This window comes from Pseudidiomarina salilacus, from assembly GCF_047323925.1.
GTDB classification, from domain to species: domain Bacteria; phylum Pseudomonadota; class Gammaproteobacteria; order Enterobacterales; family Alteromonadaceae; genus Pseudidiomarina; species Pseudidiomarina salilacus.
Window position 1 is genome coordinate 129,524 of the sequence record NZ_CP178751.1, and the last position, 13,320, is coordinate 142,843.

At 49.8% G+C, this 13,320-nt stretch carries 10 protein-coding genes; 4 read left to right on the forward strand and 6 right to left on the reverse strand.

Going from position 1 to position 13,320, the window contains the following annotated elements; genetic code table 11:
• Positions 1 to 13: 13 nt before the first annotated feature.
• Positions 14 to 610, reverse strand: a complete 597-nt coding sequence (locus tag ACJ8W9_RS00635; protein ID WP_411359922.1) for a CoA pyrophosphatase — start codon at positions 608 to 610, stop codon at positions 14 to 16.
• Positions 607 to 1,959, reverse strand: coding sequence for an aminodeoxychorismate synthase component I (gene pabB / locus ACJ8W9_RS00640; protein WP_413694482.1), 1,353 nt, complete (start codon positions 1,957 to 1,959; stop codon positions 607 to 609). Before pabB ends, ACJ8W9_RS00635 begins: the two co-directional genes overlap by 4 nt.
• A 90-nt stretch (positions 1,960 to 2,049) precedes the next feature.
• Here pabB and ACJ8W9_RS00645 point away from each other — a divergent pair, with 90 nt between their 5' ends.
• Both ACJ8W9_RS00645 and rmuC read left to right on the forward strand, forming a co-directional pair.
• Positions 2,050 to 3,561, forward strand: a complete 1,512-nt coding sequence (locus ACJ8W9_RS00645; protein WP_411358016.1) for a fumarate hydratase — start codon at positions 2,050 to 2,052, stop codon at positions 3,559 to 3,561.
• Complete coding sequence (rmuC, locus tag ACJ8W9_RS00650; RefSeq protein ID WP_411358017.1) at positions 3,554 to 4,834, forward strand: DNA recombination protein RmuC; 1,281 nt, start codon at positions 3,554 to 3,556, stop codon at positions 4,832 to 4,834. The genes ACJ8W9_RS00645 and rmuC overlap by 8 nt, the downstream gene beginning before the upstream one ends.
• Before the next feature lie 27 nt (positions 4,835 to 4,861).
• Here the strand turns inward: rmuC and rimO are convergent, their stop codons facing one another.
• The 4 genes from rimO to cysZ form a co-directional block, all read right to left on the reverse strand.
• Positions 4,862 to 6,217, reverse strand: coding sequence for a 30S ribosomal protein S12 methylthiotransferase RimO (rimO, locus tag ACJ8W9_RS00655; protein ID WP_411358018.1), 1,356 nt, complete (start codon positions 6,215 to 6,217; stop codon positions 4,862 to 4,864).
• A 4-nt stretch (positions 6,218 to 6,221) separates the two neighbouring features.
• Positions 6,222 to 7,043, reverse strand: coding sequence for a S1/P1 nuclease (locus tag ACJ8W9_RS00660; RefSeq protein ID WP_411359927.1), 822 nt, complete (start codon positions 7,041 to 7,043; stop codon positions 6,222 to 6,224).
• A gap of 40 nt (positions 7,044 to 7,083) precedes the next feature.
• Positions 7,084 to 7,743 carry a hypothetical protein gene (locus tag ACJ8W9_RS00665; protein WP_411359929.1) on the reverse strand — a complete coding sequence of 220 codons (660 nt, stop codon included), beginning with the start codon at positions 7,741 to 7,743 and terminating at the stop codon, positions 7,084 to 7,086.
• Between the two features lie 236 nt (positions 7,744 to 7,979).
• Positions 7,980 to 8,747 (reverse strand): sulfate transporter CysZ, encoded by a 768-nt coding sequence (cysZ, locus tag ACJ8W9_RS00670; protein ID WP_411358021.1) that lies wholly within the window; start codon positions 8,745 to 8,747, stop codon positions 7,980 to 7,982.
• Between the two features lie 141 nt (positions 8,748 to 8,888).
• Here cysZ and smc point away from each other — a divergent pair, with 141 nt between their 5' ends.
• Both smc and zipA read left to right on the forward strand, forming a co-directional pair.
• Complete coding sequence (smc, locus tag ACJ8W9_RS00675) at positions 8,889 to 12,362, forward strand: chromosome segregation protein SMC (protein ID WP_411359931.1); 3,474 nt, start codon at positions 8,889 to 8,891, stop codon at positions 12,360 to 12,362.
• A gap of 42 nt (positions 12,363 to 12,404) precedes the next feature.
• Positions 12,405 to 13,319 (forward strand): cell division protein ZipA, encoded by a 915-nt coding sequence (gene zipA, locus ACJ8W9_RS00680; protein ID WP_411359933.1) that lies wholly within the window; start codon positions 12,405 to 12,407, stop codon positions 13,317 to 13,319.
• Position 13,320 lies beyond the last annotated feature (1 nt).

Consider the following 13,320-nt stretch of genomic DNA (forward strand, 5'->3'; position numbering starts at 1 on the left):
TTTTGTCGTAAACCTATTCGTTAAGAGAACGATAAAGCGAATGACGCTCAGGATACACGTGATCGGCTAATTCTCGCAAAATTCCTGCCGTCGCACCCCAGATATTTCTATGCTGATATGGAATAAAGTATACGCGATCGTACAAGAAGCGCTGCATCCGATAAGCAAAATGCCGTTGTTGATGCAGCACATGTGCAACTGGGACAGTGAAAATTTCAGCAACCTCATTCGGATCTGCTTGCAACGGCGCCGCCGGATGAATAAAGCCGACATAGGGGCGGATAATAAAATTACTAATCACTGGATAGTCTTGTAACTGTCCGATACATTCAACCGCATCGCGCGGCAAACCGATTTCTTCTTCAGTTTCACGCACCGCTGTTTCCCAAAGGCTGCCATCATCTGGTTCTTGGCGGCCGCCGGGAAAGCTAATTTGTCCGGCATGATGGCGCAAGGACGCCGCGCGTTGCGTGAGCACCAACTGCAATTCGCCATCACGCTCCCACAATGGGATGAGTACCGCGGCTGGGCGAAAGCGTTTGGGGATGATGCGCGGTGCTTGGCGCGGCGCATGCAGTTGAAAACGGTGCAGAAATTCGTCACGGGTCATGCGCCGACCTCCGTCGGAGCCAGCACCGGTAATATTTTTGCCACCTTGTCGAGGGTTTCTTGAAATTCAGCCGCGACTTCTGAGTCGACCACTAAACCACCACCTGCCCAACAATGAATACGCTTATCGCAGGCGACTAAGGTGCGAATAGCGATGCTCGTATCGGCGGCGCCATGCTGCGAAAAGTAGCCAAAACTCCCGCAATAGAAACTGCGGCGGTGTGGCTCTAATTCATCGATGATTTCCATTGCGCGAATTTTCGGTGCGCCAGTAATCGAGCCGCCTGGATAACAAGCCGCTAAAAGATCAAGCGCGTTGCTGTGAGCCGGCAACTGGCCCACAACAGTACTCACTAAGTGATGTACAGCAGGGTAGCTTTCAATGGCAAACAGGGTCGGTACCTGCACTGAGCTCGGCTCACAGACTCGGCTCAAATCGTTGCGGAGTAGGTCGACGATCATGACATTTTCAGCGCGATCTTTGCTGGCACTTTGGAGTTCATCCGCCAGTCTCTTATCCGTAACCGGATCGCTATGGCGAGGACGTGTGCCTTTGATCGGCTTAGTTTCGACTTGTCCCATTGCACTGACGCGCAAAAAGCGTTCTGGAGAGTGACTCAATAAAGCACCTTCCGGGAGTCGTAAAAACGCCGAGAAGGGCGCTTGATTGGTCGCTCTTAATCGCTGGTAGGCGGTCCATTCATCGCCTTGATAGGGAGCGCTAAAGCGCTGCGCAAGATTAATTTGATAACAATCGCCTGCCTGCAGGTAGTCTTGAACTTTGCTGAAGTGTTGCTGGTAATCCTCGGCGCTCATGTTGCTCTGCCATGCAGCAGTGAGTGCGAAGTTCTTTCGCTGCGCTAACGGTTGTTGGTCGCGTGATTGCCAGAACTGGCGCCATTGTTGCTGTGTTTCTGCGTCCGAAAGTAACCATGTTTTGCCCGACTGGCGTTCGCGAATCAAGGCATTGTGATAACACCCTACGGCTAAGTCGGCGAGTGCAATGTCGGCAATTGCTTGATTAGGTAGTTGTTCCAGAGCTCGTCCGGCATCATAGCTAAAGGCGCCCGCCAAGCCACCTTGAAACGGCAACTCTGCAGGCCCCTCATAAGTAGGAACTTGTGATAACAATTGGGTTAACTGGTGCGGCCAATCTGCGGCCAAGCTAACGACCTGTTCAGGCTGCCAAAAAATAAAGTCGTAATGACTTTTAGGATGCTCACAGCTATCCAAAAATAGCGCCCAAGGCTGTTCGGCAATGGTGCCAAATAAGTCAGCAAAAGGGCGCTTGAGTTCGATTGTTTGAGCAACGATGGGCACAGCTTTTGACTCCAAAAAATATCTTGGCATAGCTTAACACAGTGCTTGCTAAAACTGGTCAGCGCGGAGCGAAAACGCTATGATAGCGAGCAATCGTAACCCGTTGATGTTGAGGTAGACATGGCCGTGATTCGCCAAGCTGATTTTATCGAAAGTATTGCCGATGCGTTGCAATACATCTCTTATTACCATCCACTAGATTTCGTACAAGCGCTGGAACAAGCGTATCACCGTGAACAGAGTGAAGCAGCGAAAAACGCAATTGCGCAAGTGCTCACTAACTCGCGCATGGCCGCACAAGGGCACCGCCCGATCTGTCAAGACACGGGAATTGTGACCTGCTTTGTGAAAGTGGGGATGGGAGTGCAGTGGGATAAAACAGATTTAACCGTACAGCAGATGGTTGATGAGGGCACTCGCCAAGCGTACACAAATCCTGACAACCCGTTGCGTGCATCGATTGTCGCGGACCCTGCCGGCAAACGCAAAAACACCGGTGATAACACACCAGCTGTGGTGCATATCGATATGGTGCCGGGCGATCAGGTTGAAGTTATGATCGCCGCAAAAGGTGGCGGCTCTGAGAATAAGTCGAAGATGGTCATGCTGAACCCGAGTGACTCGATCGCTGATTGGGTGGTTGAGACCATGCCTAAACTCGGTGCCGGTTGGTGCCCGCCGGGTATGATTGGCTTAGGTATTGGCGGAACTGCAGAAAAATCTGCAGTATTAGCAAAAGAAGCCTTGATGGACCCAGTGGATATCCAAGAGTTACTTGACCGGGGGCCGCAAAATGCCGAAGAAGAATTGCGCTTAGAAATTTATGAGCGCGTCAACAAATTAGGGATTGGTGCACAAGGTCTCGGTGGCGTGACCACCGTCATGGATGTGAAAATTAAATCAGTACCGACCCATGCCGCGTCAAAACCTGTAACCTTGATTCCAAACTGTGCAGCAACGCGTCATGCACACTTTGTCCTGGATGGATCGGGTCCGGCTGACTTGCAACCACCAAAACTCGAAGACTGGCCTGACATAACCTTTGAGCTTGGTGATGATGCGCGTCGCGTCAATCTTGATGAAATCACCCAAGCAGATATTGAAACTTGGAAGACCGGCGAAACCGTGTTGTTGTCAGGCAAAATGCTGACCGGCCGTGATGCTGCGCACAAACGCATCAAAGATATGCTAGATAATGGCGAGGAACTGCCTGTCGATTTCACCAACAAGTTTATTTACTACGTGGGTCCTGTCGACCCTGTCGGTGATGAAGTAGTGGGTCCGGCTGGCCCAACAACGGCAACGCGGATGGACAAGTTCACCGATATGATGCTGGATAAAACCGGTATTCTGGGCATGATTGGTAAAGCGGAGCGCGGCCCAGCAACAGTTGCCAGTATTAAGCAACACAAAGCCGTGTATCTGATGGCGGTAGGTGGTGCTGCCTACTTAGTCGCCAAAGCAATCAAGAAAGCCCGTGTGGTCGGCTTCGAGGATCTTGGTATGGAAGCGATTTATGAATTCGAAGTCGAAGATATGCCAGTGACCGTTGCTGTCGATAGCACGGGTGAGAACGCGCACGAAACCGGCCCAGCAATTTGGCGAGTGAAGCTGGAAGCCGCTGATGCTTAGTCTGGAGCTGTGGCAATGGTTAACGGCTGGCGCTGCTGCGCTAGTCGTTGGCGCAATCTTGGTGTGGCTGTGGCAGCGCCCGAAGGTGCATCAAGTAGCACAACTTGAGCAGCGGCTGCAGCAAACAGAACTGTTGCAGCAGCAGTTGCAACAAGAGCGTAGTCAGTTACAAGCTGATTTAGCAGCGAATCAAAGCAAGTTAGAGAGCACGCTGAAACACGCTGAGGAAAAGCAACGCTTACTAGAAGCTAGTGAAGAGCGCATGAAAAAGGAATTTGAGCGCTTAGCCCAGCAAATATTTGAACAAAAATCCGAACGTTTACAGCAAAGCAGCAAGCAATCTCTGGAAATTACGCTAGCACCGTTTAAGCAACAGCTTGAGGCCTTTAAAAAGCAAGTTGAAAGTCAGTACACCGAAGAGTTAAAACAACGCGCTTCGTTAACTACAGAAATCACCTCGCTGAAAGAGCTCAACAAGCAAATGGCCGCCGAAGCAGATGCCCTTACTCGCGCGCTGAAGGGCGATACTAAAACGCAAGGCAACTGGGGTGAGGTGGTACTTGAGCGTATTTTGAATCAGTCTGGATTGCGCGAAGGACACGAGTACGAAACTCAAAGCCACCATCGTGATGAGGACGGGCGCTCGTTTAAGCCCGACGTAGTCGTGCATTTGCCCAACGAGAAAGACGTGGTGATTGACTCCAAAGTGTCACTGGTCGCTTATGAACGCTATTTCAACAGTGATGACGATAAAGCTCGTGAGGCAGCGTTAGCGGAACACGTCAACTCGTTACGAGCACATATTAAGGGGTTGTCGAAAAAGAACTATCAGCAGTTAGATAGTGTGCGAACGCTCGATTATGTGTTGATGTTTATTCCCATTGAGCCAGCATTTTTATTGGCGGTAGATCGGGATCCTGAGCTCATTCGCTTGGCGCTTGAACATAACATCATGTTGGTCAGCCCGACCAATCTGTTGGTGGCGCTGCGTACGGTAAATAATATTTGGCAGTACGAGCATCAGAATCGTAATGCGCAAAAAATTGCGGAAGACGCAGGTAAGCTTTACGATAAGTTTGTTGGCTTTATTGAAGACATGCAGCGCATCGGCAACAGTCTTGATACGGTGCGTAAACATTACGATGGTGCAATGAATAAGCTCTCAAGCGGTCGCGGTAACCTTATCGGTCGAGTTGAGAAGTTTAAAGAGATGGGTGTGCAATCGTCTAAAAAGCTCGATAGCAAACTACTTGATGATGACAGCGACGCCTAAGCGTCGCTGTTTTTTAGTTGTTTCGCACTAGCGAACAATGGTTCCCCACAGATCATATTCGTCAGCATGCTCAATTTGCACCTGCACGATATCACCTGGCTGCACTTCGTATTCGCCATTTAAATATACCAACCCATCGATTTCTGGAGCATCCGCGTAACTGCGTCCAATGGCACCTTCGCCATCAACTTCATCAATAAGTACTGCCAAGGTCCGGCCAATTTTCTGTTGCAGCCGCGCCGCACTGATTTGTTGCTGGACTTCCATAAAGCGCGCGTAACGTTCCTGCTTTACATTCTCTGGAACTGGGTCTGGCAGTTCATTGGCTTTTGCACCCTCAACATCTGAGTAGGTGAAACAGCCGACACGATCGAGTTGGGCGTCACGTAAAAACTGCAATAGTTCTTCAAATTCTTCTTCAGTTTCACCCGGAAAACCGACAATGAAGGTACTGCGAATGGTCAGATTCGGGCAGATTCTTCGCCAGCTTTGGATGCGCTCAAGCGTCCGGTCGGCTGAGCCTGGACGTTTCATCAAACGCAAAATACGTTTGTTGGCATGCTGCAACGGAATATCCAAATAAGGCAAAATTTTGCCCGCAGCCATTAGTGGGATGACATCATCCACTGACGGATACGGATAAACGTAATGGAGGCGAACCCAGATACCAAGCTTGCCGAGTGCTTCACAAAGCTCAAGCATGCGTGTTTTTACTGGTTGGCCATCCCAGAAGCCAGTCTTGTGCTTGACGTCAACTCCGTAGGCGCTAGTGTCTTGGGAGATAACCAGCAGCTCTTTTACTCCAGCATTGGCGAGTCGTTGCGCTTCTGCTAACACATCGCCGACCGGGCGACTGACCAGATCTCCACGCATTGATGGAATGATGCAGAAGGTACAGCGATGGTTACAACCTTCCGAAATTTTTAGGTAGGCAAAATGCCGAGGTGTGAGTTTTACCCCAGTTTCTGGGACTAAATTTTCAAACGGTGCACGTTCCGGCTTAGGGACGTATTGATGCACATGCCCCATCACTTCCTCATATGCGTGAGGACCGGTAATCGCCAGCACATTCGGGTGGACTTCACGAATTTCATCGTCTTTCGCACCTAAACAGCCGGTCACAATGACTTTACCGTTTTCGTTCAGCGCTTCTCCGATTGCATCGAGTGACTCTTGAACCGCGCTATCGATAAAGCCACAGGTATTCACAATCACCATATCGGCGTTGTCATAGCTGTTCACGATATCGTATCCCTCAGTGCGTAACTGGGTCAAAATACGCTCAGAATCGACCAGGTTTTTGGGGCAGCCTAAGCTAACGAAACCTACTTTCGGCTGGCTTGGCGCTGCAGCACTTTCAGGGATATAGTTTTCTACTGACATAAAGTTACTCGGCGTTCGCAAAAACGTTATTTAAGTAAGCTGCGATGCGTACACCGCCTTGTTGCAAGCGTTGCTTCATTACAGGCGTATAATTATAGACGTAATCCCAACTCAAACTTGTCTCATCGGCCGCAGGGTAGACCTCATCACGCAACTGTGAGCTTTCATTGATCCAAACATAAGGATCAGGCGTTGCCCAAGTTTGCGCTTGTTCATCGGTAATGCGGCGTTGCAACCAGTTGGAAAACTCAGTGTAGGACAGGTTTTGATGTTCCACCAAGCCGGTGTCCCAAACGCTATGTAGGTTGCTATCTTCACCGTAAAACTTAACTTTTACATCATTCCCGCCGCGGTCGTTTAAGGCTGCTGAGCCGACGTGTAATGGCTGGTGCAAATCACCGATAATGTGCACGATGAAGCGCAGTGCAAGTTGTTTTTCATCGCGTGATGCGGTCTCACTTTGCAAAGTCGCAGTGAAATCCTCCAAGGCGCTCATGGCATCACCTTGTGGAGGACAATCATCAGCGTGATAATCGTGCGGCTGTTGTAGCGTTACATAATGAAATGGATTAGCGGTTTTTTGCCAAAATTCGCTTGGGTTTGAACGCATTTCATCAGCGTAAGTCGATGCTTCTGCGAGTGATTCTGGACCTAACAGGTCTTCGATTGCTTGTCGTGCGGTAGGAGTTAAATAGGCTTCGGCAATCTTGCCAGTGATGCGATGGCCGTTTTGTCCCCATGCAGAGGCAGTTGAAGTATAGAATGCTGCAGAGCAACATAAGGATACAGCGCTCAAAGTGAGCAGGGCTGAGGTCATTGGTTTCATAGGTAAAGCCGTAAGTTTGTGGGCGTATTGGCCTACTATTTTACGGGATCTGTGGCAGAAGCCAACGATCTTTTGTGGTGTTGAATTGTTCGTCAGCCACAACAGCTGGAATTGCGCCATTGATCATGTCGATAGCACGTTTACCCCAAGTTGTAGTCGGGCAACCCACAGCGCCTTCAACTGTTTCCCCCTGATTTTGCTCAATCGGCAGAAAAACTAAATCGATAGGTAATACTTGGTTGTGGTAATTGAGTAACATCGGATAATCAATTGTAAAATCTAAACGACCAGCACTGATCATCGCGAGCAGGTTCGCATGGGCATCACGCCCAGAGATCTCTGAGTAACGTGAGGTTTTGTGTAAAAAACGCTCGATATATGGCTGTAAGTTCCCATAAAGCCGCGTAACAGGCTGTCCAAACCGGTACTTGCGCGTTTTCAGCAGTTCAACCAAATCGACTGGGTCGCCGAATTTGGTGCGCCATTCTTCAGCGAGTTCTTTGCGGGTAATGATACCGTGCGGGGGATATTCGAAAACCGTTGCAGAATATTCAATTAAGTCGGTTTCAACGCCGTGTCGAATCAGACAGGGGTAGCAAACATTCTGTCCTTGACTGAGCAGTGCGCCGATACGGGCTTGTGGATAATTAACAATTTCGTGCTTGGCTTCGGGGAGCGCACGCTGAAAGGCTGCGATCATAGCATCGCAAACACCTTGTTTGGCAAAATAGCCATCGACGATGTGAAAGGGTGGCGAATTATTAATTCCCCAGACAATATCGGCTTGCTCTTCTTGGGCATGAACAAGAGGTGAGCTTGTTAAGTAAGCGATGATCCATAGCTTTGTTAGGAAACCGCATGCTCGTTTTAACAAATGCCAGCCTCGTTAAGTTGTTGTTACCATGACTCCATGATAACGAGGCCTACACAAATCCGCTAGTGTAAATTTTCAGCACGCATATGGTCGACCCAAAATGCAGTGGCGCCGCAAACTGCGACCGGAATCATGATGAGATTAACAATTGGAATCGATGCTAAAAATGCGACGACGACGCCAAAGCTGAGGCTTTTTCCTTGTCGTTTGCCGAGGCTCATGCGCATTTGTCGGAAGGGTACTTTATGATTGTCAAATGCGTAGTCGGCGTATTGAATCGTCATCATCCAACCACCCCAGAGTAACCACAATAATTGTCCAATGACAGGCACAAAGAGTAATAATAGTAGGAAGCCGATAGACCGAGGAATGAAATAAACTAGCTTCTGCATTTCTCGCCCGAGCGTGCGCGGGATATCCTTAACCAGGCCGGCAACACCATTGTCAGCAGGCACAATTCCGGTCAAGCGAGCCTCAACTTTTTCAGCTAAGAAGCTATTGAATGGCGAGGCGATAATATTAGCGACACTGGTAAAGGTGAGTGCAAATAACAATACCACGGTGAGAATCACCAGTGGCCACAGAATAATCTCGAGCCACCTCAGCCACTCGGGGAGCCAAGCAAGGAAGTCGCTCACCCATACTGTGGTGTAGTGGAAAATGGCGTAGATGGCGACTGAAAACAGCACGATATTGATGAGGAGCGGGATCAGAGCATAACGCCGCAAGCCCTTTTGGAAGGCCAGCTCAAAGCCTCGGCCCACGTAGCTTGCACCGAACTCACTGTAAACGGCAGCTGACGTTGTGTGAGATCCTTGTCGCGACATCATTGGCTCCTTTAACTTTCGATTTGTGGTGCTTTGCTAAAGCTTTACGCAGTATAAGCGTTTATTCTACTTAACCAACCCTTGAAAATGTTACAAAATCTAGCATTATGAGGGCAGAACAATAACAACGAAGCGGCCAAATACATGCGCCTTAAGCACATAAAATTGGTTGGATTTAAGTCGTTTGTCGATCCAACCAAAGTACCTTTTCCACATCAGATGACGTGCGTTGTCGGCCCCAATGGGTGCGGCAAATCGAATGTTATCGATGCGGTGCGCTGGGTACTTGGCGAAAGTTCAGCGAAGAACTTACGCGGTGATGCGATGACCGATGTCATTTTTAACGGTTCCGGCGCTCGCAAACCAGTTTCACAAGCGAGTGTAGAGCTGGTCTTTGACAATTCGTCTGGGCGTATCCAAGGCGAATACGCGAACTATGCTGAAATTTCGGTCAAACGACTGGTCACCAGAGATGGCCGCTCTGATTATTTCCTAAATAATAGTAAATGTCGTCGTCGCGACATTACCGACTTATTTTTGGGTACGGGCTTAGGGCCGCGTAGCTACGCAATCATTGAACAGGGAATGATTTCCCGACTGATCGAGTCGAAGCCGCAGGAATTGCGCATCTTCATTGAAGAAGCGGCAGGAATTTCCAAATATAAAGAGCGGCGGCGGGAAACTGAAAATCGCATTCAGCACACGCGTGATAATCTCGATCGGTTGAATGACGTGCGCGACGAACTCGGAACACAGCTCGACAAATTACAACGTCAAGCTGCAGCTGCCCGGCGCTATACGGAACTTAAGAAACAAGAGCGCAAATTTAAAGCTGAATTACAGGCGCTGCGTTGGCTCAACCTTGAGCAGCAAGCTGAGCGGCTGCGACAGACCATTCGTGAGCATGAAGCCGAGTTAGAAAAATGGCTCGCAGAACAACGTGGTAGCGAGCGTGGCACCACCGAGTTGCGCGAGCAGACCAACGACACCAAGGCTAAGTTAGATAAGATTCAGGAGCAGTTTTACCAGCTCGGTAATGAGATCACGCGCACCGAGCATCAGCTGCAACGTTTGCGCACTGAACAACAACAACGGCTGCAACGAGAGCAGCAATTACAGGCTGAACTGACGCAGCTCAACGATACTTATCAACGTGATGTCGAACAAGAAGTTGAGCTGAAAATGCAGTTGGAAGAGCTGCAGCCCGAAACTGAATTATTAGCCTTAGGTGCCGATGAAGCTCAGCAGCGCTTTCAGCAGCATGAATTGGCGTGGGAAGCGTTACAACGCGACTATCAAGCTTTTCTCGATGCGCAGCAACAACAGCGCGCAGAGTTGCAACAGGTGCAATTACAGCAAGAGCGAATTGGGGCCGATTTACAGCGGGCCACACAACAGCGTAACGAGTTACAAGCGGCGGCTGACGAGTTGAAAGTTGAGCAGCAACGTTTGGCTGCAAGCGAAGTTGCAGAGCAATTAGCACAGGCGGAGACTGAAGTCGCGGCAGCGAATGAATGGCTGCAGCAGGTCGCGGCTGACCAGCTGCAGCTCCGTGAACAATGCACTGCTATGGAACACCAACAGCAACAGTTGCAGCGCACCTTACAACAGCAGTTGGGGCGCCAGAGCTCACTGCAGACATTACTAACCGCAGCGCAGCAAACGCATCATACTGATCAACTGGCATCCTGGTTGCAACAGCGGGGCCACACCCTTGCCGGCACAGTTCGAGAGTTGCTGAACGTTGATGATGATTGGCGCTTCGCGGCTGAGCAAGTACTTACCTTCTGGCTATCTGCAGTGGTTGTGAATGAACAACTGGAGCAGTGGCCAAGCGAACTCGGTAGTAAGGTGGTGACGCTTACCACCACTGCAGCACCACCCAATAGTTTGGCAGCACAAGTGCAAGGACCATTGCGCCAGTGGACGTTGTTACAGCGGATAGCGCTGGTCACCGACACGGAAGCGGCGCAAAAACAGCTAGCGGATCCGCACTGGCTGCTGGCACTCACGCAAAATGGTGCGGCTTGGGGACCTGGCTCGTTTCAGGCGGCGCACATCGAAGCGGAAAGTAGTCAACTGCTGCAACAAGCTGAATTAGCTGAACTGGAACAGGAGATCGCTGCTGCTGAACAGGGGGTGGCTCAACTCGAAACACAACAGCAGCAACAGCAAACCCAATTGCTTGAGTTGGAGCAACAGCAACAACAAGCACGTGACCAACTCAATGAACTACAAGCGCAAGTGGCAACTTGGCGAGAAAAGCAAAAGTGGGAGCAACAACAACTGACGCAATTCCAAGACAAAGCTGAACAGATTGAACAACGATCAGCTGCGTTGGCGACACAGGTTGAAGAATGGCAACTGCAACGCGAAGAACTGACTTTGCAACTTGAGATGCTAGAGCAGCGAGCGTCAGAGGGCGATTTAGAAAGTTGGCAGCAGCAACGCGAGCAACTGCAAGGCGAACGTCAGCAGCTGCGCGAGCAGGCGCAACAACAGCAACAGCAAGCGCAAGAAAAGAAGATCCAAGTAGAACAACTGAAACATCAGGCACAAAGCGTACGGACGCTGATTCAGCGACTCGAACAGCAACAGCAGCAAACTCAAGAACAGCTGAGTTTATTGCAGCAGCCGGACGCTGATAGCAACGAAGAAACTGAAATCTTGGCCATGCAGCTTGAGGAGTTGCTCGCGCAACGCGAAATGCTTGACCAAGATCGGCGCGACTGGGCGAATAAGCTTGCCGAGCTTGAACAGCAGTTACATGACGTCGCCAGCGGCGCCAAGGGTGTCGAAACTCAAATTGAGAAAGCGCGGCAGAAATTACAAAGTAGCCAAATGGAGCTCGCTGCATTACAGGAGCGTACCCGCAATGTATTAGCGGTATTAGATGAAATGCAGCAACCGCTGAAGCCAGTGCTCGAAGAGTTGCCAGAAAATGCCGATGAAAAGGCTTGGCAACAGGAAGTAGAGCGACTGCAAAGTGCCATTGCACGCTTAGGGGCAATTAACCTAGCGGCGATTGAAGAGGCTGAAACCTTAGGTGAACGAAAATCTTATCTTGATCAGCAACACGAAGACCTTAGTGCCAGTTTGGAAACTTTAGAGACTGCGATTCGGAAAATCGATAAAGAAACCCGCCAACGTTTCAAAACCACCTACGATGCAGTGAATAGTGGTCTGCAGGAATTGTTTCCGAAAGTCTTTGGCGGTGGAAGCGCCTATTTGGAACTAACCGAAGATGACCTACTCGAAACTGGTGTCGCTATCATGGCGCGACCACCAGGTAAGAAAAATAGTACAATTCACTTGTTATCGGGTGGTGAAAAAGCGCTGACGGCCTTATCATTGGTGTTTGCGATTTTCCGTCTGAATCCGGCGCCTTTTTGCTTGTTGGATGAGGTTGATGCGCCGCTTGATGACGCAAATGTCGGGCGTTTTTGTCGTCTCGTAGAAGAAATGTCGCAAACGGTACAATTTATTTATATTAGTCATAATAAAGTGGCGATGGAGATGGCCTCGCATCTAGCAGGTGTCACTATGCAAGAGCCTGGGGTATCGCGCCTAGTAGCCGTGGATGTGGATGAAGCAGTGGCTCTCACTGAGGCCTCATAACCGCAGTCATAAAATAAACTACAGAATCATGGAAAGTCCGTAATGAGTACCATGCAAATTGTTTTTAGTATTATTGGGTTACTGTTGATTGGTCTAATCATTGGCCATGGCATGTGGAATATCCGCCGCAACGAACGCCGCGCACAAGAATTACAACAGGAACTCGAACGCAAACGTCAGCGCGCCAATGATCCGGCGGGCTTTGACGAAGATGGTATCGGACCCGTACGTGTCATTAAAACAGCGGCAGCCGCGCAAACCAAACAAGTGCGGCGTGAGGAAGCGCGTGAACAAGCAGTCGAAACGCCGGTAGAACAAGAATTTCACACCAATGACGATGATCTGGACTTGCCATCGTTTACGGTCGAACCTGACGAGATCAAGAAGCCGACGGCCGCTCCGGAACCCTCTACACAAACGCAGCGCAAAGCCCGTAGTGCAGCGCCGCGTAAAGCTGTTGAGGCAAATGAAGCGCCAACCCAGCAAAGCATGGACTTACCGCTTGATCCGGACGATGAACCGGCGGTAACGCAAGCACCCGATATGGTTATTGCTTTGCATGTGGTCGGTGCCTTCAAAGGCCCACAACTGCTTGAGCAATTAACAGAACTTGGCTTTAAATACGGCGATTTTGATATTTTTCATCGGCATGTTGATACGGCGGGGAACGGGCCAGTGTTGTTCAGCTTGGCGAATATGTTCAACCCAGGAACCTTTGATATCGACAACATGGAACACTTTGAAACCAAGGGCGTTGCGTTGTTTTTGGCGTTACCGATCAAAAGTAATTCAACCCAAGCGTTCAACATGATGCACAATGCAGCGGACAAGCTCGCTGCAGCGATTGAAGGTGGCCAAGTGCTAGATGAACATCGCAACCCATTGACTCGGCAAGCGGTGCAACATATTCATCAGAATATTCGAGAATACGAACGTAAACGTCTAATTCGGCAGTAAA

Excerpts from the sequence above, each read along its gene's own strand:
- pabB (WP_413694482.1), bottom strand. The coding sequence starts at position 1,959 with ATGCCAAGATATTTTTTGGAGTCAAAAGCTGTGCCCATCGTTGCTCAA.
- ACJ8W9_RS00645 (WP_411358016.1), top strand. The coding sequence starts at position 2,050 with ATGGCCGTGATTCGCCAAGCTGATTTTATCGAAAGTATTGCCGATGCG.
- smc (WP_411359931.1), top strand. The coding sequence starts at position 8,889 with ATGCGCCTTAAGCACATAAAATTGGTTGGATTTAAGTCGTTTGTCGAT.
- ACJ8W9_RS00635 (WP_411359922.1), bottom strand. The coding sequence starts at position 610 with ATGACCCGTGACGAATTTCTGCACCGTTTTCAACTGCATGCGCCGCGC.
- rimO (WP_411358018.1), bottom strand. The coding sequence starts at position 6,217 with ATGTCAGTAGAAAACTATATCCCTGAAAGTGCTGCAGCGCCAAGCCAG.
- rmuC (WP_411358017.1), top strand. The coding sequence starts at position 3,554 with ATGCTTAGTCTGGAGCTGTGGCAATGGTTAACGGCTGGCGCTGCTGCG.
- ACJ8W9_RS00665 (WP_411359929.1), bottom strand. The coding sequence starts at position 7,743 with ATGATCGCAGCCTTTCAGCGTGCGCTCCCCGAAGCCAAGCACGAAATT.
- cysZ (WP_411358021.1), bottom strand. The coding sequence starts at position 8,747 with ATGATGTCGCGACAAGGATCTCACACAACGTCAGCTGCCGTTTACAGT.
- ACJ8W9_RS00660 (WP_411359927.1), bottom strand. The coding sequence starts at position 7,043 with ATGAAACCAATGACCTCAGCCCTGCTCACTTTGAGCGCTGTATCCTTA.
- zipA (WP_411359933.1), top strand. The coding sequence starts at position 12,405 with ATGAGTACCATGCAAATTGTTTTTAGTATTATTGGGTTACTGTTGATT.